At 38.0% G+C, this 21,325-nt stretch carries 24 protein-coding genes and 1 riboswitch; of the genes, 20 read left to right on the top strand and 4 right to left on the bottom strand.

What is annotated here, in order from left to right; genetic code table 11:
- Nucleotides 1-65 precede the first annotated feature (65 nt).
- Nucleotides 66-173, top strand: a riboswitch (SAM riboswitch).
- A gap of 131 nt (nucleotides 174-304) precedes the next feature.
- The 14 genes from AC3WJG_RS17180 (at nucleotide 305) to AC3WJG_RS17245 (ending at nucleotide 12,880) form a co-directional block, all read left to right on the top strand.
- Entirely contained in the window at nucleotides 305-1,330 is a 1,026-nt protein-coding gene (locus tag AC3WJG_RS17180) for a methionine ABC transporter ATP-binding protein (protein WP_013059651.1), read from the top strand.
- Entirely contained in the window at nucleotides 1,323-1,991 is a 669-nt protein-coding gene (locus AC3WJG_RS17185) for a methionine ABC transporter permease (protein WP_013085342.1), read from the top strand. The genes AC3WJG_RS17180 and AC3WJG_RS17185 overlap by 8 nt, the downstream gene beginning before the upstream one ends.
- A 17-nt stretch (nucleotides 1,992-2,008) precedes the next feature.
- Complete coding sequence (locus tag AC3WJG_RS17190) at nucleotides 2,009-2,845, top strand: MetQ/NlpA family ABC transporter substrate-binding protein (protein WP_014457885.1); 837 nt, start codon at nucleotides 2,009-2,011, stop codon at nucleotides 2,843-2,845.
- A 121-nt stretch (nucleotides 2,846-2,966) separates the two neighbouring features.
- Nucleotides 2,967-3,332, top strand: coding sequence for a carboxymuconolactone decarboxylase family protein (locus AC3WJG_RS17195; protein WP_013059648.1), 366 nt, complete (start codon nucleotides 2,967-2,969; stop codon nucleotides 3,330-3,332).
- Between the two features lie 239 nt (nucleotides 3,333-3,571).
- Nucleotides 3,572-4,357 (top strand): Fe-S cluster assembly ATPase SufC, encoded by a 786-nt coding sequence (gene sufC / locus AC3WJG_RS17200; RefSeq protein WP_013059647.1) that lies wholly within the window; start codon nucleotides 3,572-3,574, stop codon nucleotides 4,355-4,357.
- A 17-nt stretch (nucleotides 4,358-4,374) separates the two neighbouring features.
- Nucleotides 4,375-5,682, top strand: a complete 1,308-nt coding sequence (gene sufD, locus AC3WJG_RS17205; RefSeq protein WP_014457887.1) for a Fe-S cluster assembly protein SufD — start codon at nucleotides 4,375-4,377, stop codon at nucleotides 5,680-5,682.
- Nucleotides 5,682-6,902: a cysteine desulfurase gene (locus AC3WJG_RS17210; RefSeq protein WP_013059645.1), complete on the top strand. Its 1,221-nt coding sequence runs from the start codon at nucleotides 5,682-5,684 to the stop codon at nucleotides 6,900-6,902. Before sufD ends, AC3WJG_RS17210 begins: the two co-directional genes overlap by 1 nt.
- The gene (gene sufU, locus AC3WJG_RS17215) at nucleotides 6,892-7,326 is read left to right on the top strand and encodes a Fe-S cluster assembly sulfur transfer protein SufU (protein ID WP_013085338.1); all 435 of its coding nucleotides are present in this window, start codon (nucleotides 6,892-6,894) and stop codon (nucleotides 7,324-7,326) included. The genes AC3WJG_RS17210 and sufU overlap by 11 nt, the downstream gene beginning before the upstream one ends.
- Nucleotides 7,327-7,371: 45 nt before the next feature.
- Nucleotides 7,372-8,769 (top strand): Fe-S cluster assembly protein SufB, encoded by a 1,398-nt coding sequence (sufB, locus tag AC3WJG_RS17220; RefSeq protein ID WP_016765826.1) that lies wholly within the window; start codon nucleotides 7,372-7,374, stop codon nucleotides 8,767-8,769.
- A 100-nt stretch (nucleotides 8,770-8,869) separates the two neighbouring features.
- Nucleotides 8,870-9,724, top strand: coding sequence for a DUF72 domain-containing protein (locus AC3WJG_RS17225; protein WP_098779264.1), 855 nt, complete (start codon nucleotides 8,870-8,872; stop codon nucleotides 9,722-9,724).
- 132 nt (nucleotides 9,725-9,856) lie between these two features.
- Complete coding sequence (locus tag AC3WJG_RS17230; protein ID WP_028409608.1) at nucleotides 9,857-10,159, top strand: YunC family protein; 303 nt, start codon at nucleotides 9,857-9,859, stop codon at nucleotides 10,157-10,159.
- An 89-nt stretch (nucleotides 10,160-10,248) separates the two neighbouring features.
- On the top strand, nucleotides 10,249-11,001 hold the full coding sequence (gene yunB / locus AC3WJG_RS17235) for a sporulation protein YunB (protein ID WP_013059640.1): 753 nt from the start codon (nucleotides 10,249-10,251) through the stop codon (nucleotides 10,999-11,001).
- A 248-nt stretch (nucleotides 11,002-11,249) separates the two neighbouring features.
- Entirely contained in the window at nucleotides 11,250-12,764 is a 1,515-nt protein-coding gene (locus tag AC3WJG_RS17240; protein WP_492588427.1) for a sodium-dependent transporter, read from the top strand.
- On the top strand, nucleotides 12,764-12,880 hold the full coding sequence (locus AC3WJG_RS17245) for a methionine/alanine import family NSS transporter small subunit (protein WP_107918137.1): 117 nt from the start codon (nucleotides 12,764-12,766) through the stop codon (nucleotides 12,878-12,880). Before AC3WJG_RS17240 ends, AC3WJG_RS17245 begins: the two co-directional genes overlap by 1 nt.
- 30 nt (nucleotides 12,881-12,910) lie before the next feature.
- Here the strand turns inward: AC3WJG_RS17245 and AC3WJG_RS17250 are convergent, their stop codons facing one another.
- Nucleotides 12,911-13,912 (bottom strand): M23 family metallopeptidase, encoded by a 1,002-nt coding sequence (locus tag AC3WJG_RS17250; RefSeq protein ID WP_050688958.1) that lies wholly within the window; start codon nucleotides 13,910-13,912, stop codon nucleotides 12,911-12,913.
- Nucleotides 13,913-14,228: 316 nt separating this feature from the next.
- On the opposite strand from AC3WJG_RS17250, the gene lipA reads away from it, so the two are divergent.
- The gene (gene lipA / locus AC3WJG_RS17255) at nucleotides 14,229-15,128 is read left to right on the top strand and encodes a lipoyl synthase (RefSeq protein WP_028409605.1); all 900 of its coding nucleotides are present in this window, start codon (nucleotides 14,229-14,231) and stop codon (nucleotides 15,126-15,128) included.
- Nucleotides 15,129-15,471: 343 nt separating this feature from the next.
- Here lipA and AC3WJG_RS17260 read toward each other — a convergent pair whose 3' ends face one another.
- Complete coding sequence (locus tag AC3WJG_RS17260) at nucleotides 15,472-16,113, bottom strand: YhcN/YlaJ family sporulation lipoprotein (protein WP_013059636.1); 642 nt, start codon at nucleotides 16,111-16,113, stop codon at nucleotides 15,472-15,474.
- A gap of 196 nt (nucleotides 16,114-16,309) precedes the next feature.
- On the opposite strand from AC3WJG_RS17260, the gene AC3WJG_RS17265 reads away from it, so the two are divergent.
- Entirely contained in the window at nucleotides 16,310-16,585 is a 276-nt protein-coding gene (locus tag AC3WJG_RS17265; RefSeq protein WP_028409603.1) for a YutD family protein, read from the top strand.
- Nucleotides 16,586-16,633: 48 nt separating this feature from the next.
- Here the strand turns inward: AC3WJG_RS17265 and AC3WJG_RS17270 are convergent, their stop codons facing one another.
- Nucleotides 16,634-16,900, bottom strand: coding sequence for a DUF3055 domain-containing protein (locus tag AC3WJG_RS17270; protein WP_013059634.1), 267 nt, complete (start codon nucleotides 16,898-16,900; stop codon nucleotides 16,634-16,636).
- Nucleotides 16,901-17,062: 162 nt separating this feature from the next.
- Here AC3WJG_RS17270 and AC3WJG_RS17275 point away from each other — a divergent pair, with 162 nt between their 5' ends.
- Both AC3WJG_RS17275 and AC3WJG_RS17280 read left to right on the top strand, forming a co-directional pair.
- Nucleotides 17,063-17,500: a DUF86 domain-containing protein gene (locus AC3WJG_RS17275; RefSeq protein WP_013085332.1), complete on the top strand. Its 438-nt coding sequence runs from the start codon at nucleotides 17,063-17,065 to the stop codon at nucleotides 17,498-17,500.
- 74 nt (nucleotides 17,501-17,574) lie between these two features.
- Nucleotides 17,575-18,345: a TIGR01457 family HAD-type hydrolase gene (locus AC3WJG_RS17280; RefSeq protein WP_013059632.1), complete on the top strand. Its 771-nt coding sequence runs from the start codon at nucleotides 17,575-17,577 to the stop codon at nucleotides 18,343-18,345.
- A gap of 36 nt (nucleotides 18,346-18,381) precedes the next feature.
- On the opposite strand, the gene AC3WJG_RS17285 is transcribed toward AC3WJG_RS17280, so the two are convergent.
- Nucleotides 18,382-18,882: a phosphatidylglycerophosphatase A family protein gene (locus tag AC3WJG_RS17285; protein ID WP_013059631.1), complete on the bottom strand. Its 501-nt coding sequence runs from the start codon at nucleotides 18,880-18,882 to the stop codon at nucleotides 18,382-18,384.
- Nucleotides 18,883-19,058: 176 nt separating this feature from the next.
- Here AC3WJG_RS17285 and yutH point away from each other — a divergent pair, with 176 nt between their 5' ends.
- Nucleotides 19,059-20,060 carry a spore coat putative kinase YutH gene (gene yutH / locus AC3WJG_RS17290; RefSeq protein WP_013059630.1) on the top strand — a complete coding sequence of 334 codons (1,002 nt, stop codon included), beginning with the start codon at nucleotides 19,059-19,061 and terminating at the stop codon, nucleotides 20,058-20,060.
- 117 nt (nucleotides 20,061-20,177) lie between these two features.
- Nucleotides 20,178-21,167 carry a 2-hydroxyacid dehydrogenase gene (locus AC3WJG_RS17295; protein WP_060745809.1) on the top strand — a complete coding sequence of 330 codons (990 nt, stop codon included), beginning with the start codon at nucleotides 20,178-20,180 and terminating at the stop codon, nucleotides 21,165-21,167.
- The last annotated feature ends 158 nt before the right edge of the window (nucleotides 21,168-21,325 follow it).

Raw genomic sequence — 21,325 nt, forward strand, 5'->3', positions numbered from 1 at the left:
AAATCACACTCATGAATGTTCATAAATGAATGAATATTTCCCAAAAACAAAATAATTGTTGCGAACTCTTATCAAGAGAGGTGGAGGGACTGAGCCCTGTGAAACCCGGCAACCGTCAGACTAACTGAAATGGTGCCAATTCCTGCAAAGCTATGCGCTTTGAAAGATGAGAGAAAGGATTAAATATCGAGCCTTTCTGTCATGCGCAGAGAGGCTTTTTTAATGGGGAAAATTGTTTTACGGCTTTTTCATCCTATAGGGCAACCTAACATAATTAAGTTTTTACTAAAGAAGGTGAAGAAATATGATTACATTAACAGACGTTACAAAAATTTATCAGGCTAAAAGCGGTCAAGTAACAGCTGTTGATAATGTGAATCTAACCGTTAACCAAGGTGAAATTTACGGAATTATTGGTTATAGCGGAGCAGGTAAAAGTTCTTTAATTCGCTTGCTAAACGGGTTAGAAACACCAACGACAGGAACGGTCGAAGTAGCAGGTAATGATATTGGAAAAATTAAAGGCGGAAAACTCAGAAAAGCTAGACAAGAAATTAGTATGGTGTTTCAGCACTTTAATATCTTGTGGTCGCGTACGGTGCGAGAAAATATTGCCTTTCCGTTAGAAATAGCAGGGATCTCAAAAGAAAAAAGAATGAAACGAGTAGACGAGCTTATCAAGCTAGTCGGGCTTGAAGGGCGTGAAAATGCTTATCCATCACAGCTTAGCGGTGGTCAAAAGCAGCGTGTTGGTATTGCTAGAGCGCTAGCCAATAACCCAAAAGTATTGCTGTGTGATGAAGCAACATCAGCGCTTGATCCTCAAACGACAGATTCTATTTTAGATCTGTTAGTAGATATTAATGAGAAGCTAGGGTTAACCATTGTACTCATTACTCATGAAATGCACGTTATTCGTAAAATTTGTCATCGGGTAGCTGTTATGGAAAATGGGGCAGTGGTAGAAGAAGGGCAAGTGTTAGAAGTATTCAGAAAACCTAAGCAGCCGATTACAAAGCGATTTGTTCAACAGATTTCTGAACCAGAAGAAACGTTTGAAACAATTGAACAAGTACAGGAGTTATATCCAAGCGGGCAAATTATTCAGCTGACGTTTGTTGGCGGAAAAGCAGAGCAACCGCTCATTACAACGATTTTAAAACAGTTTGATGTAACGATTAATATTTTGCAAGGAAAGATTTCTCATACACAAACAGGTTCATACGGAACGTTGTTCGTTCATTTAGACGGAGAATTAACAGAAGTTGAAAAAGTCATTGCATACATTCATGAGCAGCAGGTAGAAGTGGAGGTAATGACAAATGCTTGAGAAACTATTTCCAAACGTTATTTTAGATGATTTTATTCAAGCGACAAATGAAACACTATATATGACGGCTATTTCAGTTATAGCCACGTTTGTTCTAGGTATTTTATTGGGCTTGCTTTTATTTTTAACGTCCAAAGGACAGCTTTGGCAAAACAAACCTTTATATGCCATTGTGTCAGCAGTTGTAAATATCTTTCGTTCCATTCCATTCATTATTTTAATTGTTTTACTGATTCCATTTACCAAAGCATTGGTAGGAAGTATTTTAGGCGCTAATGCAGCGTTACCTGCTTTAATTGTTGGAGCAGCACCATTTTATGCGCGTCTTGTAGAAATTGGTCTGCGCGAAATTGATAAAGGTGTTATTGAAGCTGCTAAATCAATGGGAGCAACAACAAGCACTATTATCTTTAAAGTGCTGTTACCTGAATCGCTGCCAGCTTTAATTTCTGGTTTGACGGTAACGACGATTGCGTTAGTCGGTTATACGGCAATGGCGGGTGTGATTGGAGCTGGAGGTCTCGGGAATCTTGCATATTTAGAAGGATTCCAGCGCAGTCATAATGATGTAACGCTAGCTGCTACGATCTTAATTTTGATTATTGTATTTATTATCCAACTTATTGGAGATGCGATTACTGCAAAAATTGATAAAAGATAACGGGAGGATTATTTATTATGAAAAAATGGCTTTCGGCTTTAGCATTAACATCTGCGCTAGTAGTAGGATTAGCTGCATGTGGATCTAACAATGGATCAAAAGATGAAAAGAAAATTGTTGTGGGTGCATCTAATACGCCCCATGCTGAAATTTTAGAACAAGCAAAACCGATTTTAGAAAAACAAGGAATCGACTTGGAAATTAAAAAATTCCAAGATTACATCTTACCGAACACAGCTCTTGCAAACAATGAAATTGATGCAAACTACTTCCAGCACGTTCCTTATATGAATTCAGTGCTAAAAGATCACAAGGGTGAAAAAGGGTATGATTTTGTAAGTGCCGGTGCCATTCACATTGAACCAATCGGTATCTACTCTAAAAAATATAAAAGCTTAAAAGATCTTCCGAAAAACGGCACAGTTATTATGCGTGATGCAGTAGCAGAGCAAGGACGTATTTTATCAATTTTTGAAAAAGCTGGCGTAATCAAATTAAAACCAGGCGTAAAGAAAACAGATGCACAAATTAAAGATATCGTAGAAAACCCGAAGAATTTAAAATTTAAAGCCGATGTTGAAGGCGGATTGCTACCTCAGATGTACAAAAACAATGAAGGTGACGCTGTTGTTATCAATGCTAACTATGCTATCGATGCTGGCTTAGATCCAGTAAAAGATCCAATCGCAGTGGAAAGCAAAGAAAATAACCCTTATGCAAACATCATTACGGTTCACAAAGGCGACGAAAATAAAGATACAGTGAAAGCTTTAGTGAAAGTTCTTCACTCTAAAGAAATTCAAGACTACATTAAAGAAAAATACAAAGGCGGAGTACTGCCGGTAAATAAATAATAGAAGAAAAGCGCTTGCCCACTCTGGGCAAGTGCTTTTTTGTATGCGGGAAAACGAATAACTCTTATTTTTCTCACGCATACTAACCGTGAAAACTTTACTGATGATGGGAGCTGACGTTATGCAGCAAGAAGCACGTCATTCAACTGAGCAAGCACTTCATGATTATAAAATGGGTGTTGGGAAATTTAGCGAAAAATTGCCGGAAGTAACAAAAACGTTTAATGCGTTTACTGAAGCATGTTTTGGAGAAGGTTCTCTTTCTAAAAAAGAAAAGCAGTTAATCGCGCTAGGAATCAGCGTAGTAGCTCAAGACGAGTACTGTATGATTTATCATACAAAAGGCTGCATCGATCAAGGCGCAACTGAGCAAGAAATTTTAGAAGCATGCGGAGTGTCAGCAGCATTTGGCGGAGGCGCAGCGATGAGTCAGTCCGTTACGCTTGTCCAAGAGTGTATTTCAGAACTGACTAGTCACACGCACTAAGTAAATAAAGTGAGTAAAAAAGCTTGTCTTAGAAGGCTCTATGGAGTCTTTTAAGGCAACTTTTTTATGAGTGGATTTAGTCTTGAAAAACGTACATAATGGTTTAAAACCTTTTGGGTCAAAAGGTTGCTATAAGTTTTCATTTGTTATAAGATTGTAATGAGAATAAAATGAGAATAATTAAAAAGATATAGGTATATCGTTTTTTACTATATACGTCTATAACTGGAGGTTTTAATATGGCAGGGTCAACTTTAACAATTAAAGATCTTCATGTTGCAATTGAAGGTAAAGAAATTTTAAAAGGTGTTAATTTAGAAGTTAAGGGCGGCGAAATCCATGCAATCATGGGACCAAACGGTACTGGTAAATCAACATTATCTTCAGCAATCATGGGACATCCTAAATACGAGGTTACACAAGGAAGCATCACGCTAGACGGCGAAGATGTACTTGAGATGGAAGTAGATGAGCGCGCTCGTGCAGGTCTATTCCTAGCTATGCAATATCCAAGTGAAATCAGCGGGGTAACAAATGCAGACTTCTTACGTTCAGCAATTAATGCTCGTCGTGAAGAAGGAGAAGAAATTTCACTAATGAAATTCATCCGTCAATTAGACAAAAACATGGATTTCTTAGAAATGGATCAAGATATGGCTCAGCGTTACCTAAACGAAGGTTTCTCTGGCGGTGAGAAGAAACGTAATGAAATTCTTCAATTAATGATGCTTCAACCAGGAATTGCAATTTTAGATGAAATCGACTCTGGTTTAGATATCGATGCGTTAAAAGTTGTATCAAAAGGTATTAATGAACTGCGCGGCAGCGAGTTTGGTTGCTTAATGATTACTCACTACCAACGTTTACTAAACTACATTACACCAGATAAAGTTCACGTTATGATGCAAGGTCGCGTTGTAAAATCAGGCGGACCAGAATTAGCACAGCGTCTAGAGGCAGAAGGTTATGACTGGATCAAACAAGAATTAGGTATTGAAGACGAAACTGTAGAGCAAGAAGCTTAAGAGTTAGGAGGATCTCTATGACTATTGATACGAAATTACCATTTGATCAAGAGTACATCAGCAGCTTTTCAAAAGAAGCTAATGAACCAAGTTGGCTGCTAGATCTTCGCTTACAAGCTCTTGCGAAAGCAGAAGATCTTGCACTTCCAAAGCCAGATAAAACAAACATTTCGAAATGGAACTTTACTGCATTTGACAAGCACACTTCACAGGCAAGCACAATCTCATCTGTAGACGAGCTTCCAGAAGTGGTTAAAGCATTGATTGATACAGAAGCTGTTAAAAATCTATATGTTCAGCGTGACCAAACAGCTGCATATTCAACATTAACAGAAGAGCTAAAGTCTCAAGGCGTTATCTTCACAGATATTCAAACAGCTGCTAAAGAGCATAGCGACCTTGTTGAGAAGTACTTCATGAAAGACGGAGTTAAAGTAGATGAGCACCGTTTAACTGCATTAAACGCAGCGTTATTAAACGGCGGTGTATTCGTGTACGTTCCTAAAAATGTAGAAGTACAAGAGCCGCTTCAAGCTGTATTTGTCCGTGAAGATGAAGAAGCTGCTTTATTCAACCATGTGATTGTTGTAGCTGAAGACAACAGCTCAGTAACATATGTAGAAAACTACATTGCTACTGCTGAAGAGTCAAACGGTGTTGTCAATATCGTGACGGAAGTATTTGCTAACAGCAATGCAAAAGTAACATTTGGGGCTGTTGACTACTTAGCTAAAGGTACAACTACTTATGTAAACCGCCGCGGCGTAGCGGGCAAAGACGGTCGCATTGAGTGGGCTTTAGGCTTAATGAGTGAAGGAAATACAGTTTCAGAAAATACAACGTATCTAATGGGCGATGGTTCATATGGAGATACAAAAACGGTAACAGTTGGACGTGGAGAGCAGTCTCAAAACTTAACAACAAGTATCGTACATTTTGGAAAACATTCTGAAGGCTACATTTTAAAACACGGCGTTATGAAAGAAAGCGCGTCTTCAATTTTTAACGGTATCGGTAAAATTGAACACGGTGCGTCTAAATCAAACGCTGAGCAAGAATCTCGTGTGTTAATGTTAAGTGAAAAAGCACGTGGAGACGCAAACCCAATTCTTCTAATTGATGAAGACGATGTAACAGCAGGACACGCTGCATCTGTTGGACGCGTAGATCCAATTCAGCTTTACTACTTAATGAGCCGCGGTATTCCGCAAACAGAAGCAGAACGTCTAGTTATCCACGGATTCTTAGCACCAGTTGTAAACGAGTTGCCAATCGAAACGGTTAAAAAGCAATTAACAGATTTAATTGAAAGGAAAGTTCGATAATGAATATCTCTGATATTCGTAAACAATTTCCTATTTTAGACCAAGAGGTAAATGGCAGCCCACTCGTTTATTTAGACAGTGCAGCAACTTCACAAAAGCCGCTTGCTGTAATTGAAGCAATTGAGAAGTATTATAAAGAATATAACTCAAACGTACATCGAGGTGTTCACACGCTTGGTACAAGAGCAACAGACGGATACGAAGGCGCTCGTGAAAAGGTTCGTAAGTTTATTAATGCAAAATCAACGGAAGAGATTATCTTTACGCGCGGTACAACGACAGCTCTTAATACAGTAGCTGCAAGCTATGGCCGTGCTAATCTCAAACCTGGTGATGAAATTGTGATTACTTATATGGAGCATCACAGCAACATCATTCCTTGGCAGCAAGTTGCCAAGGAAACAGGTGCAACGTTAAAATATATTTCATTAACAGAAGATCATGCACTTTCACTAGAAGAGGTAAAAAGCACGATTACATCCAACACCAAAATTGTATCGATTATGCAAGTATCTAACGTATTGGGCACGATTAACCCAGTAAAAGAGATTGCAGAAATTGCACATGCTAACGGTGCAGTAATGGTTGTGGATGGTGCGCAAAGTACGCCTCATATGAAGGTGGATGTACAAGATTTAGACTGTGATTTCTTTGCTTTCTCTGGACATAAAATGGGCGGACCGACTGGAATCGGCGCTCTTTATGGAAAGAAAGAGCTTCTTGAAAAAATGGAACCAATCGAGTTTGGCGGCGAAATGATTGACTTCGTAAACCTATACGAATCAACGTGGAAAGAGCTTCCTTGGAAATTTGAAGGAGGTACGCCAATCATTGCAGGTGCAATTGGTTTAGGTGCAGCGATTGATTTCTTAGAAGAAGTTGGTTTAGATAACATTCAAGCACATGAGCACAAGTTAGCGCAGTATGCACTGGATCGCTTATCGCAAGTAGATGGAATTACGATTTACGGACCGAAAGAGCGAGCGGGTGTTGTGACGTTTAATATTGAAGATGTGCATCCGCACGACGTTGCAACAGTAGTAGACGCTGATGGAATTGCGATTCGTGCAGGTCATCACTGTGCGCAGCCGCTGATGAAATATTTAAACGTATCTTCTACTGCACGTGCAAGCTTCTATTTGTATAACACGGAAGAAGAAGTAGATAAATTGGTGTCATCATTAATAAAAACGAAGGAGTATTTTACAAATGGCTTTTAATAATTTAGATACTCTCTATCGTCAAGTAATTATGGACCATTATAAAAATCCGCGTAATCGTGGAACGTTGAATGAAGATACTGTGAACATTCATATGAATAACCCGACGTGTGGAGACCGCATTGAACTTTCTTTAAAAGTAGAGGACGGCAAAGTGGTGGATGCAAAGTTCGAAGGTGAAGGATGTTCAATTTCAATGTCATCAGCTTCAATGATGACACAAGCAATTAAAGGTCAAGAAGTAGACAAAGCGTTTAAAATGGCCCATATCTTCTCTGACATGATGCAAGGTAAAGAGTATGATGATAGTATAGATTTAGGAGATATTGAAGCACTTCAAGGTGTAGCAAAATTTCCTGCGCGTATTAAATGTGCAACACTAGCGTGGAAAGCGATGGAAAAAGGTCTTAACGAACAAAAATAAGACCTTCATTCATTCCCAATCCTATCAAGTAGGGGGTAATAAAAGATGGCTAAAAAAATGCCAGAAATCGGCGATTATAAATATGGATTTTCCGATAAAGACGTATCAATTTTCCGCTCTAAACGCGGTTTAACAAAAGAAATCGTAGAAGAAATTTCTCGTATGAAAGAGGAACCACAATGGATGCTTGACTTCCGTTTGAAATCTCTAGAGCACTTCTACAACATGCCAATGCCACAGTGGGGCGGAGACATGGCAAGCTTAGACTTTGATGAAATTACGTACTACGTAAAACCATCTGAGAAGTCTGAACGCTCTTGGGATGAAGTTCCTGAAGAAATTAAACAAACGTTTGATAAACTTGGTATTCCTGAAGCAGAGCAAAAGTATCTTGCGGGTGTATCAGCTCAGTACGAATCTGAAGTTGTTTATCACAATATGAAAGAAGATCTTGAAGCACAAGGTATCGTATTTAAAGATACGGATACGGCGCTAAAAGAAAACGAAGATATTTTCCGTGAGCATTTTGGAAAAGTTATCCCGCCAACGGATAACAAATTCTCTGCACTTAACTCGGCGGTTTGGTCTGGTGGATCATTCATTTACGTACCAAAAGGCATAAAAGTAGATACACCATTACAAGCTTATTTCCGTATTAACTCTGAAAATATGGGACAGTTTGAGCGTACGTTAATTATTGCTGATGAAGGCTCACACGTCCACTATGTAGAGGGCTGTACAGCACCTGTTTATACAACAAACTCTCTTCACAGTGCCGTTGTAGAAATCATCATCAAAAAAGATGCGTATTGCCGCTATACAACAATTCAAAACTGGGCGAACAACGTATACAACCTTGTAACAAAACGCGCGGTTTGTGAAGCAAACGCAACAATGGAATGGATTGATGGAAACATTGGTTCTAAGTTAACAATGAAATATCCAGCTGTTATCTTAAAAGGTGAAGGCGCACGTGGTATGACATTATCTATTGCCCTTGCTGGTAAAGGACAGCACCAAGATGCTGGTGCAAAAATGATTCACTTAGCACCGAACACATCTTCAACGATCGTATCAAAATCAATTTCAAAACAAGGCGGTAAAGTAACATACCGCGGTATCGTACACTTCGGCCGTAAAGCAGAAGGTGCACGTGCGAACATTGAGTGTGATACGCTAATTATGGATAATCAATCAACTTCTGATACAATTCCGTACAATGAGATTTTAAACGATAACATCTCACTTGAGCATGAAGCGAAGGTATCGAAAGTATCTGAAGAACAATTATTCTATCTAATGAGCCGCGGTATTTCTGAAGAAGAAGCAACAGAAATGATTGTAATGGGCTTTATTGAGCCATTTACAAAAGAGCTTCCAATGGAATATGCAGTAGAAATGAACCGTCTAATCAAATTTGAAATGGAAGGTTCAATCGGTTAATAATAGAAAAACTCGTTTGCTGTTTATGCAAACGAGTTTTTTTGTATCGTTTGTATTAAAATAAAGAAAAGCGAAGCTAAGAAAATAGAGGAGGAATGGCATGATTTATATTGGAGTCACAGGCTGGGGAGATCATGATTCATTATATGAAGCGGGTGTTTCTTCAAGAGACAAGCTTGCCGTATATGCAGGCCATTTTCCAATTGTTGAAGTCGATTCATCTTTTTATGCAATTCAACCAACATCAAATGTAGAAAAATGGGTGAACGATACACCGGAATCTTTTCGTTTTGTGGTAAAAGCCTATCAAGGTATGACAGGCCATATGAGAGAAGGAAATCCGTTTGATAGCAAAGAAGAAATGTTTCATGCGTTTTTAGAATCAGTGAAGCCTTACGTAACATCGAATAAGCTTGGTATGATTTTATTTCAAATGCCACCTTGGTTTGACTGTACAAAAGAAAATGTAGCCTATTTGAGATATAGCCGCGAGAAGTTTGGCGATTTGCCAGTAGCGCTTGAGTTTCGAAATCAATCTTGGTTTAAGCCATTTTTCTATGATAAAACGTTAACGTTTATGGAACAAGAGAAGTGGATTCATGGTATTTGTGATGAACCGCAGGCAGGAGAAGGATCTATTCCAATTGTGATTCATGCTACAGATAAACAAAAAACACTTATCCGTTTTCACGGACGAAACGTACACGGTTGGAACAAGCCCGCAGAAGGCAATTGGCGAGCAGTAAGGTTTTTGTATCGTTACAATGAAAAAGAGCTCCTAGAGTGGAAAGAACGTCTTGAAAAGCTGCAAAAACAAACGAAGGACATTTACCTGTTATTTAATAATAACTCCGCCGGAGATGCTGTACATAATGCCAAACAGCTCATGAGTTTATTAAATATTGAATATGAAAATTTAGCTCCTAAACAATTAGATTTTTTTAATGAATTTTAGCACTGAGTCCTATAAAAGTTTATATAAGTAAGGAAGAAGGAATATAAACGTCAAATAGGTAGAAAAGTATATGTAAAACCTCACTTTTTTTCTTTCAACATCATAAATTGATTAAGAAAGGAGTGAGTTATTATGATCACCTTAGTGCCTATCGTAATTGAAGGTCATACGTTTAATGCAGTTACCGTATTGCTTCCAAAAACAACTCTGTTAACCATTTCATCAGATAAAGGGTACATTATGTGCGGAGCACTAGACGTAGGTCTATTAAATGATAAATTAGCTGATCGTCAAATAATAGCTGGAAGAGCTGTAGGTGTACGTACAATTGAGCAGCTTCTTGAAGCGCCTCTTGAATCTGTAACGCTTGAAGCTGAAAAAAGAGGGATTTTTAAAGGAACAATTGGCAAAGATGCTTTATTGAAAATGCTTTAATATAGTGAAAAATTTAAGATAAAACTTTTTAAAAGAAGCGTGAACCTCCTTATACATGCATACATATAGCTTGTAAGGAGGGATTTTTTTTGGTTAAACTTCGTCGGAAATTAACAAGAAAAGGCCCGCTTCCTTTTCGCTACGTTCTGTTGCTCACCTTTCTTTTTTTTATGCTTTCCACAGGGGTAGGATTATGGCTAATTAATAGAGGGATTGAACCGACGTTAATGAAATATGCTGAAGCACAAACAAAAGAGATTGCAACTTTAGTTATTAATAAAGCGGTGAATAAACAGGTACTTGATCAGCTGGACGTAGATGTTATTAAAGTTGAATCTACACCTAACGGTCAAGTAGCTAAAATTGACACAGCGCTTGTAAATCGGGTTAGAGCTCAGACTACGTCATTTGTTCAAGCTAATTTAAAAGAGGCAGAAAAAGGGAATTTAGATGCACTTGAACTTCCAACAGATATTCGTATTGAAAAAAATGAAAAGCTTCGGAATCAAGGAATTGTATACCAAGTTCCTCTTGGGCAAGCAACTAATAATGCGCTGCTTGGAAATCTAGGTCCGCTGATTCCGGTTAAATTTCATGCTATTGGTGACGTTCAAACAGACGTAGTGCGAAAAATCGAGGAATATGGAATAAATAATGCGTTTCTTGAAGTATCCATCAAAGTAAAAGTAAACATGCAAATCATCATCCCGTTTGCAACGAGAAAAACAACCGTTACGGCTACAATTCCTGTAGGAGGGACTGTTATCCCTGGAAATGTTCCTGATTATTTTAACGGTGGAAATTCGTCTTCTCCGGCAATTGAACTTCCGAAGAAAAATTAACAATATTATATTAACGTGATAAAGTGTTATTTAAAAAGCAGGTGCGGAAGTTCAAAAATACTTTCATATCTGCTTTTATTCATTGGAATACTTATCTGAATTTTCTATAAAAAATATTTTGACATACTATCTTCTCCCTTCTATAATTTGAGATAGGAAGTTATAGAATGAATAATCTAAAAATTATAAAAATTCTTGTTGATCTACGATAAAAAGAGAGTAGGGAGAGAATAAAAGGGGGAATTACAGTGGAAAATAGGCCGCAGTGGGGATCAAGAGCAGGGTTTATTTTAGCAGCAGCAGGTTCAGCAATTGGACTAGGAAATATATGGATATTCCCAGCCACTGCATATGAAAATGGAGGAGGGGCATTTTTTCTCCCCTATTTATTTGCTTTGTTGACGGCAGGAATTCCTATCTTAATCATGGAATTTGCTATTGGACATAAATATAAAGGTTCCTCTCCTTTATCATTAGCAAGACTAAGTCCTAAGGCTGAATGGCTAGGCTGGTGGCAAGTAGCTATTTCCTTTTTTATTTCGGTTTACTATTCCGTCATTATCGCGTGGGCGATGTCGTATTTTATCTTTTCATTTAAGTTAAGCTGGGGAAACGATACGGAAGCGTTTTTATATGGAGATTACTTAAAGTTAGCTGAAGCACCAGGACAAACAGGAAGCCTCGTATTACACGTTTTAATTCCGCTTGTACTTGTATGGATTGTGACATTAGGTGTCTTATTAAAAGGAATCAAAAAAGGAATTGAAGCCGCAAACAAAATCTTTCTACCAACACTAATTATTCTATTTTTAATCATTGTCATTCGAGCAGTCACGTTAGACGGAGCAATGGAAGGTCTGCATGCTTTCTTTAAACCAAACTGGAGCGCAATTGGAGATGGAAAGGTTTGGATCGCAGCATATGGTCAAATCTTCTTTAGTTTATCTGTTGGTTTTGCTATTATGATCACTTATTCCAGTTACCTTCCAAAGAAATCTGATTTAACTAATAATGCGTTCATTACTGGATTTGGTAATTCAGCTTTTGAATTACTAGCAGGAATCGGTGTGTTTAGTGCACTAGGTTTTATGGCTACTCAGCAAGGTATTCCAATTGATAAAGTAGTTCAGGGAGGGGTAGGACTAGCCTTTGTGGTCTTCCCGCAAATTATTAATGAATTTCCAGCGTTTAAACAGCTGTTTGGAATGTTATTCTTTGCTTCCTTAACATTAGCAGGATTAACGTCACTTATTTCAATTATTGAAACCTTTGTAGCAGGCATTCAAGATAAATTTACTATCTCACGTACAAAATCTGTATTAATAGGTGGAGGAATCGCTTCAATTTGCTCGCTATTATTTGCAACACAAGGAGGACTTTATTTCTTAGATGTGGTCGACTATTTCATTAATAACTTCGGAGTTGCTCTAGCAGGCTTAGTAGAAGTTGTATTAGTTGCTTGGGTATTTAAGAAGTTGAGCAGCCTTCAGCAGCATGCAAACGAAGTTTCTGATATCCGAATCGGTTCATGGTGGAAAATATGTTTAGGAGTAGTTACGCCACTTGTGCTTGGATACATGATGTTTGATAACTTCCGGAAAAATATTTCGGAAAACTACGAACAGTATGCAACGACTTTTGTAGGTCCTTTTGGTTGGGGTGTGGCAGCTCTGGCTGTTATTTTGGGAATTGCTTTTTCTTTTGCACGATGGAAAGATGGGACACTGCGTTTGTCAGTTAAAGAGAAGGGGGTTTCTAAATAATGGATGGAAGTTCGATGACAATGATGGTTGTAGGGATGGTCATCATATGGGGCGGCTTGGCCGCAAGTATTGCTCATGCTGTGAAAAAAGCAAAAGAAAGTAAAGCATCAGGATAAAAAAACAGGAAGCATCAGCTTCCTGTTTTTTTATTTTTTCTTTAGTTCTAAACGATCATTTCGTTCCCACGTTCTTAACTGAGGATATGGATCAAACGACCACTCATTTTTGCCGTTATCTTTATACATTCCATAGTGCAAGTGAGGAGGGAATTTCCCAGAAGTTCCAGGAGGTCCATAACCAGAACTTCCTACTCCGCCAATGAGTGTTCCTGGTTCTACAATTTGTCCTACTTTTAAATTTTTTGCAAATCCGCTTAAATGAGCTAAATAGTGATAGTTATTGTGAAGGTCACGAATACCAATTCGCCAGCCTCCATATTTATTCCATCCTTTAAGCTCAATAATGCCATAGCAAGGGGATTTTACTGGAACTCCGTAATCTGCAAAAATGTCTGTTCCTTCATGAATTCGTTTGCCACCCCAGCCGCGCGCATCTCCCCATGTACTGCGATAACTGTAGTTCGCACGGAGAGGCACTGGAAATGAAGAACCTTTTAAATCAATGCGACCGTAATGGCGAAAAATTTTGGCATTCCCTAAAATAATATCAACTGCTTTAGCCCGGTGATAATAGTTCCAAAGCGCAATTTTAATATAGTCTTCGGACACCCCGAACGTCCGAATATAATCTGCCATTGTAAAAAGCATATCTTCATCATTAAATTGGTCTGCTTTTTTGTCTCCGTTCCCATCTTTGCCCATTCCCCCCAGTAGAGAAATCGTAAGTGGGTTTGTATCTTCCAAATTCGGATTTAAAGAACCTGACCATTTTTCTGGAGGATAATAAATGGCGATCGCGCCTTTTTCTCTTGGAATATCTTTATGAGAGCGTCGAATATTTCGTTCATACTGGTCAATCCCAGCAAAGTAATACCAAGGAATCGTAGTAGCGGCTTCCATTTGTTTATACAGCTCTAATCTCTTTTGAATAAGTATTTTTTCTTGATCTGCTGCTGATTCAGCTGTTACGTGGTGCCATCCTGTGAATATAGACATGAACATAAAAAGTAAGATAATCGTTTTGCGCATCGTGTTTCCCCCTTTCTAAAAATAGTGTGTAACACTAGTTTGCAGCGAGAAAAAAGATTTCATAAATATTAATTAATGGAAATCGCTTCAAAACTTTTTTAAAGAATTTTATTCAGAAGATAAATGGAAATTATACGGAGGATGAAAACGCACACATTTGAATGGGAAATAGAAGAAAACTGAGGAAAATAAAGAGCAGACAACTTGTCGAATCTCACTTTTTTATGATAAAGTGACATATAGTTATGTTTTTAATATGTAGTTAAAATTAAGCATATAGGTTATAGACATTTTCTAGATTGGTGGAGTTGATAATATGGCAACAAAAGAAGAGCATGTCCGCAAACCCGAGTGGCTGAAGATTAAGCTAAACACAAACGAAAATTACACAGGCTTAAAGAAAATGATGCGTGAGAAAAACCTTCATACAGTTTGTGAAGAAGCAAGATGTCCGAATATTCATGAGTGTTGGGCTGTTCGTCGTACGGCAACTTTTATGATTTTGGGAGAAGTATGTACACGTGCCTGTCGTTTTTGCGCGGTTAAGACAGGTTTACCAACAGAATTAGATTTAGAAGAGCCAGAACGCGTAGCGGATTCTGTTCAGCTAATGAACTTAAAACATGCGGTTATTACAGTAGTAGCTCGCGATGATTTAAAAGACGGAGGAGCAAGCGTATTAGCTGAAACAATTCGTGCGATTCGTCGTAAAAATCCATTGACAACAATTGAAGTATTGCCTTCTGATATGGGCGGTGTGGAAGAGAACTTACGTATTGTAATGGACGCACGTCCTGATATTTTAAATCATAATATTGAAACAGTACGCAGCCTTACTCCTCGTGTTCGTGCTCGTGCTAAATATGATCGTTCTCTTGAGTTCCTTCGCCGTGCAAAAGAAATGCAGCCGGATATTCCTACGAAATCAAGTATCATGCTTGGTCTAGGAGAAACAAAAGAAGAAATTATTGAAACGATGGATGATTTGCGTGCAAATAATGTAGATATTATGACGCTAGGCCAATATCTACAGCCAACTAAAAAGCACATAAAAGTTCAAAAATATTACCATCCAAATGAATTTGAAGAGCTAAAAGAAATTGCATTATCAAAAGGATTCAGCCATGTTGAAGCAGGTCCTCTTGTACGTTCTTCTTACCATGCAGATGAGCAAGTTAACGCTGCTGCAAAAAACAAAGCACAAGAAAGCAAATAAGGTAAAAAGAGGCTGGAACAAAAGTAGTTTAGCTGAAGTGAAAAACGAACCACTAATCAAACTTTTTGATTAGTGATTCGTTTTTTTTTGTTACGGTTAACGTAAAATTTATCTGTTTTGTTCCTTCTAGCAGTTGATTGGAGGGCAAGGCGAAGACTCCTGCGGGAACAGCGGAACAGGTGAGACCCCACAGGAGCGCAAGCGACGAGGAGGCTCAGCGCCCGCCCGCGGAAAGCGAAGCCTTGCACGGAAATCAACTGCGGTGTCACAAGCGGTTCAGCTCATGTGTCTCATTTCTTCGTCTTTCGATTACATTCTTTTAGTTACACCTCAACTTTTTTGTTTATTCCACCATATCTTTGTCCGTCATCGGTTCATTCAATTCGTTTTTCTCTCTTCCATTTGCATCTTCTCCGCCGTTCATTTTACGCCCTTGGGGAGATTTTAGCATTTGTTGAATAACGGCATCGATTCGTTTTCTAGCATCATTCGTTTGTGTATTCATTTCACTGATATTTTCGATTTGGTCCATCTGTTTCGGATTATCTGAGACGTATACATGATAATAACGAGGGACTACAGACATAGCTGTACGTTTTACCTGATCGGCTGCGTTATTCCTATTTTTAGCATCTGTTTTATAAGCAACAAGCACATCTTTATCCGTCACTAGCGTAGCGGCTTGTTTAATATTTGGGATAGCGGTGCTCAGTTTACTAATATTGTCGGCTGCTTCCTCTCGATTAAATGTTCCTACTTGGTTCATATTGGAATTTTGCTCATTTGTGTTTTTAGTGTATCGGACATATCCATAATTTGTGCCGCTATTATTATTTGGATTATAATAATGATTAGGCTCGTTTACATTAATGGCATCTGGGTTGTTTGGTGATAAATTTTCATTTTCAGCTGTGTTTTTATTTTGACAGCCAATGGTTAAAATACTTGTTATCAAAGCGATTCCAAGAATAGATTTCTTCACCATTTCCACCTCCTGTAGTTAAATATCGTGCGCCAGGTAAACCGGCGAACCTTCATGTGGAGCATAAAAAATCAGTAGGTATACCGATAAAACTCCTACAGGATTAGAGTGCTGCTTATACGTGAAAAATTTCATGTTAATTGATGGTTTCATCATCATAATTATGGTATGGTAAATTTTAAGAGAAGAGGTGTGAGCAATGGTCTGTATCAATAATATTTGTTATGAAGTATTAAGAGATGAGCGTGAGGCATTTAATGAAGAGGCGTTTAGAGGTCGCTTTATTGACGTGCTGAGCCGCTATGACTATATTGTGGGAGATTGGGGATACAATCAGCTTCGACTGCGAGGCTTTTTTGATGACCGAAATCAAAAGGCAACGTATGATACGAAGATTAGTACGCTTCAAGACTATTTACATGAATATTGTAATTTTGGCTGTGCGTATTTTGTTTTAAAAAAAGTCCATAAGTAAAAAAAGGCAAGCCGAAGACACTAATTGTCCTTCACGCTGCCTTTTTTTTTAGATGATTTCATATAAAAATTCGCGAAGTTCCTGACCGTCTTCACTGTTTAATTTAAATACTTCTTCAAGATAGTTTGGTTCTTCAAGGTCATCTTGTCCAATGATGGCAAAGCGTCCTCCTTGAATATCAAGAACAACTTGTTTGCCATAATAACGGTCGGTTTGGATAATAGCTAAATCAAATCGTTGATTTTCGCCCATAAAGCTGACAAACCGGGTCTTTGTAGATACAACATCGTCATATAGATAAAAGCGTTCGCTCATAGGTATACTCCTTTCATAGGTTGTATTTTTATCATATCAAATAAGGTCAAAAACAAAAATGAATTTATCAAATGGATAATGGGTCATGATAAAATAGAACAGGAACCCCGTTTGTTTATAAAAAAAGATTTATAGAGAGCTGACAACTAGGGAGGAAATAATATGTACTTTGTAGATCGTGAAAAAATAGAAGCCACGCTTGTTTTTTTTGATGAACATGTTCGTTTGTTTGCTGAGCATTCGAGCTGGAACACAGAAATAGAGAAAAAGGCATTAGAGAGAATTGTACATCTTTTAATTGAAAACGTTTTAGATGTAGGAAATGCAATGATTGATGGGTTTATTATGAGAGATCCAGGCAGTTACGACGATATCATTGACATTTTAGTTGATGAGAAAGTGGTTAAAAAAGAGGAAGAAACGCCATTAAAAGAGATTGTTCAATTGCGTAAAAGCCTTGTTCAAGAATATGTGGATGTTAATCATCAGGATATTTATCAAAAAGTGATGCAGCATAAAGACGTACTGGCAGCATTTTCAGAGCGCGTAAGGACATATCTAGAGACAGAGTTAGGACCTGTGTCTGCTTTTCGTAACTAAAGGCAAGCAAGTTGTAGTTGTATAAAAAATAAGCTATGATTTCAAGTATGAGACTTGAAAGGAGATCACACAACATGAAGGAATATAAAGGATATTTGATTGATTTAGACGGAACAATGTACAAAGGAACAGAGCTAATTGCCGAGGCGCGTGATTTTGTTATTAAATTAAAGGAAAAAGGAATTCCTTATTTATTTGTAACAAACAACTCAACAAAAACGCCCGATAAAGTAGCTGAAAAGCTAGAGGCATTTGGCATTCCTGCAACAGAAGAGCAAGTTTTTACAACGAGCCAGGCAACAGCTAATTATTTGCATGAACGCAAAGCAAACGCTTCAGCTTATGTAATTGGTGGAGAAGGAATCCGACATGCGCTGCTTGAAAAAGGATTTACCATTGAAGAGGAAGATACGGATTTCGTAGTTGTTGGTTTGGATCAGGAAATTACATATGAAAAATTAGCAAAAGCATGTTTAAACGTTCGGAACGGCGCCTTTTTTGTTTCAACGAACGGAGATATTGCGATTCCTACTGAAAGAGGCTTACTGCCTGGTAATGGATCTATCACGTCCGTTATTACGGTTTCTACTCAAACAAATCCAGTATTTATTGGCAAACCAGAAAGTATTATTATGGAGCAAGCCCTTGAAGTCATCGGTACGCCAAAAGAAGAAACAATCATGATTGGTGATTACTATGATACAGATATTTTAGCAGGGATGAATGCAGGCTTAGATACATTATTAGTCCATACAGGAGTAACAACAAGAGAGTTACTAGAAGGATATGAGAAAAAGCCAACTTATACGGTAGATTCACTAAAAGAGTGGATGGAGCGAATTTAAAAAGCTGTCAATTGACAGCTTTTTTTGTTTTTTAACCTATTCTTGACTGGCAGCCCGGTGCGCTAACCGGCTAGAAGCAGCCGCGGCAATTGCGCCTACTAAATCGTCTAAGAAAGTGTGGCACTCTCCAGTCGATTTATCGTTTAATCGTTCTAGAATACCCGGTTTTTGTTTATCAATATATCCGTAATTGGTAAAGCCGATTGATCCGTACACATTTACAATCGATAATGCTAAAATCTCGTCGATACCGTATAAACCTTCGTCTTTCTCAAGAATATCTAACAGAGGCGGCTCAATCACTTTTTTTTCCGTGAGGACATCTAGTTGAATACCCGTTAAAATAGCATTTTGAACTTCTCGTTTAGAAATGACGCGTTCAACGTTATATAAACAGTCTTCGATTGTTAAGTTTGGGTGATACTTTTTTTGCAAGTAATAGACCAGTTCAGCAATGTCTGTAAGAGCCACGCCGCGTTCTATTAACCATTCTCTTGCTTTTTTTTCTAACTCACTTTGTGTATGTTTTTTCTCCAAGTATCATCACCTGTTTTCTATATATTTTTAAGTCTAAAGTTGTTTCATACTACTAACCCGGAGTAAATAACTATAAATGGTGTATTTCTAATCTATTCATTCCTCCGTAAATATTATGACAAGTAATGTTGTTTTCCATCATATAATTTCTTGAATGAATGAAGAGAGGGATTAAAATGATACAAACCATTTATGAGCATTACGGATTACGTCCAAATGAATTTATGCCCGTTGGTAAATTTGAAGGTTTTCAGTATCGAGATATTTTATATACAATCATTAATGTAAAGCAAATGGAGCAAGACGAGTTAAATGAACTATATCAAATGAGTCAATTTCTGATGGGCCAAGGTGATCGCCATGTGGCAACATTTATGCCTAATTTGAATGGTGAAATGATTACAGAAACTGAAACTGAAAAATTTATCATTTGCCGCTGTCTTGCGGAAGAGAAAAACCCCAATTTTTCACCTGGGCATGAGCTAGCTGTTTTTCATCAAAAAGGGAGGCTGTTTCCTTATGAAGTGGAAAAAGCAAACCGGCTAGGGCAATGGAAGTCCATGTGGGAGAAGCGTCTCGACCAGATGGAGCAATTTTGGTATGGAAGATTACGTGCTTTACCTAATCAAGAGATGGAAAAACGTTTTTTAGAAACTTTTCCTTATTACCTAGGATTAACGGAAAATGCTATTCAATACCTAGTAGACACGGAAATTGACGATTTGCCTCGTTCAGTTGACGCTGCGACGATTTGTCACCATCGATTCGGGCAAAAAACATGGGGGGAAGACTACGTTTACAAGCTCCCAGCAGACTGGGTCTTCGACCATCCTAGCAGAGATATAGCTGAATATATAAGGGAACAATATTTATTAACATACGCTGTCGATGAAAGGCACATGCATCAGTTTTTAAGTGAATACGAAAAGGTAAATCCACTTTCTTCTTTTTCATGGAGACTGTTATATGCTAGACTTCTTTTTCCCGTTCATTATTTTGAGGTCATTGAAGGATACTACAGTGTACAAGATGAGCGGCAAAAACAAAAGTATTATGAGAAGCTTGAAGGAGTATTGGCTCATTCTTCTCACTACGAAGCTTTTCTGAAGCGCTTTTACCAGTCGGTGGGTATTTCAACGTCTCGTTATCACATTCCTGAATTAACATGGATTCATTAAAAAGCGATTACTATAGAATATGATAAAATAGAAAAATAGGTGTTGGATAATCCAAACCCGTTTTTCTATTTTGTTTTTGTGCATGCAGTTTAAAAAGGATAAAGAGGTGGCGTACATATGGACAAGCCGTTTGTATTTATTACGAGAAAAATACCGAATGAATTAATCGAACCTTTAAAGTCAGTAGCGAATGTGGAAATGTGGGATAAAGAAGATGAGGCAGTCCCTCACGAGCTGCTTTGTGAAAAAGCTAAGCGCGCACATGCTCTATTAACAATGCTTTCAGATCGTATTGACAGTGAATTGCTTACGCAAGCTCCTCATTTAAAGCTTGTAGCTAACTTGGCGGTCGGATTCGATAATATTGACGTAGAAGCGGCAACTGAACGAGGAGTTATCGTTTCTAATACGCCCGATGTTTTATCTGATACAACAGCAGATTTAACGTTTGGTTTATTAATGAGTGTAGCTAGACGTTTAGTAGAAGCTGCTGAATATGTGAAAGAAAATCAGTGGAAAAGCTGGAGTCCATTTTTGTTAGCAGGCAGAGATGTTCATCATAAAACATTAGGTATTGTTGGAATGGGGAAAATTGGAGAGACGCTTGCGAAACGTGCTACAGGTTTTGATATGGAAATCTTGTACCACAATCGAAGCCGCAACCTTCAAGCAGAAAAAAAGCTCGATGCAGTTTACTGTGAGTTAAATGAGCTGCTTGAACGATCTGATTTTGTTGTTTGTTTGACACCGTTAACGGACGAAACCAAACATTTATTTAATCTTTCAGCATTTGAACAGATGAAAAAAACTGCGATTTTTATTAATGCTTCAAGAGGAGCGGTGGTTGATGAGCAAGCATTATTACATGCGATTCAATCTGGTGAAATTGCTGGAGCTGGCTTGGATGTATTCGATCAAGAGCCTATTTCTGCTTCTCATCCTCTTCTTCAGTTGCCTAATGTTATCGGGCTTCCTCATATCGGCAGTGCGAGTATCGAAACGCGCACGGAAATGATTTCTTTATGTGTTAAAAACATTAAAGCAGTACTTACAAACGAGTCTCCTATTACAATTGTAAATAAAGAAGCGTTTGCGAAAAAATCATAACAGAAAAAGGCAATTTCATTTCGGTGAAATTGTCTTTTTTTTATTAAAAAACAGTGGGAGCCATGTTATGATAATAAAATGAAATATTTTAAAAATTTACATTTATCTTTATATACCAATTTTTTTAACGAGTTTACGAGAAAAGATGGCAAGTAAAC

Source organism: Priestia sp. FW507-14D1A, from assembly GCF_058781295.1.